This window comes from Pseudomonas sp. RW409, assembly GCF_003184125.1.
GTDB lineage: Bacteria > Pseudomonadota > Gammaproteobacteria > Pseudomonadales > Pseudomonadaceae > Aquipseudomonas > Aquipseudomonas chlororaphis_I.
This window is the reverse complement of the sequence record NZ_QHHP01000035.1, coordinates 1-504: the sequence shown is the minus strand read 5'-3', so window position 1 is coordinate 504 and position 504 is coordinate 1. Positions and strand designations below refer to the sequence as shown.

General features: G+C 65.7%; 1 protein-coding gene. It reads left to right on the top strand.

The window, feature by feature from the left end; genetic code table 11:
* Positions 1–504 (top strand): type VI secretion system tip protein TssI/VgrG (gene tssI, locus DK261_RS18445; RefSeq protein ID WP_146218540.1); only part of this gene is annotated, 504 nt, incomplete at both ends.

Below are 504 nucleotides of genomic sequence, written 5' to 3'. Positions count from 1 at the left end.
TGGGCGAGAACATCACCAGCGACGTCACCAGCAATAAGGACGACTTCCACCAGGGCTACCGCAACCGCTTCCTCGCCACGCCCTGGGACGCCCACTACCGCCCGCCGCTGGAACACCCGAAACCCAAGTCCCTGGGCAGCCAGACCGCCGTGGTCACCGGGCCCAAGGGCGAAGAAATCCATTGCGACCAGTACGGGCGGATCAAGGTGCAGTTCCACTGGGACCGCGACGGCCTGGCCGACGACAACACCTCCTGCTGGGTGCGCGTCGCCAGCGGCTGGGCCGGCAAGGCCTACGGCGGCATCGCCATCCCGCGGATCGGCATGGAAGTGCTGGTGACCTTCCTCGAAGGCGACCCCGACCAGCCCCTGGTCACCGGCTGCCTGTACCACAAGGAAAACGTGGTCCCCTACGACCTGCCGGCGAACAAGACCCGCAGCACCTTCAAGACCCTCAGCTCGCCGGGTGGCAAGGGCTATAACGAACTGCGCATCGAAGACAAGA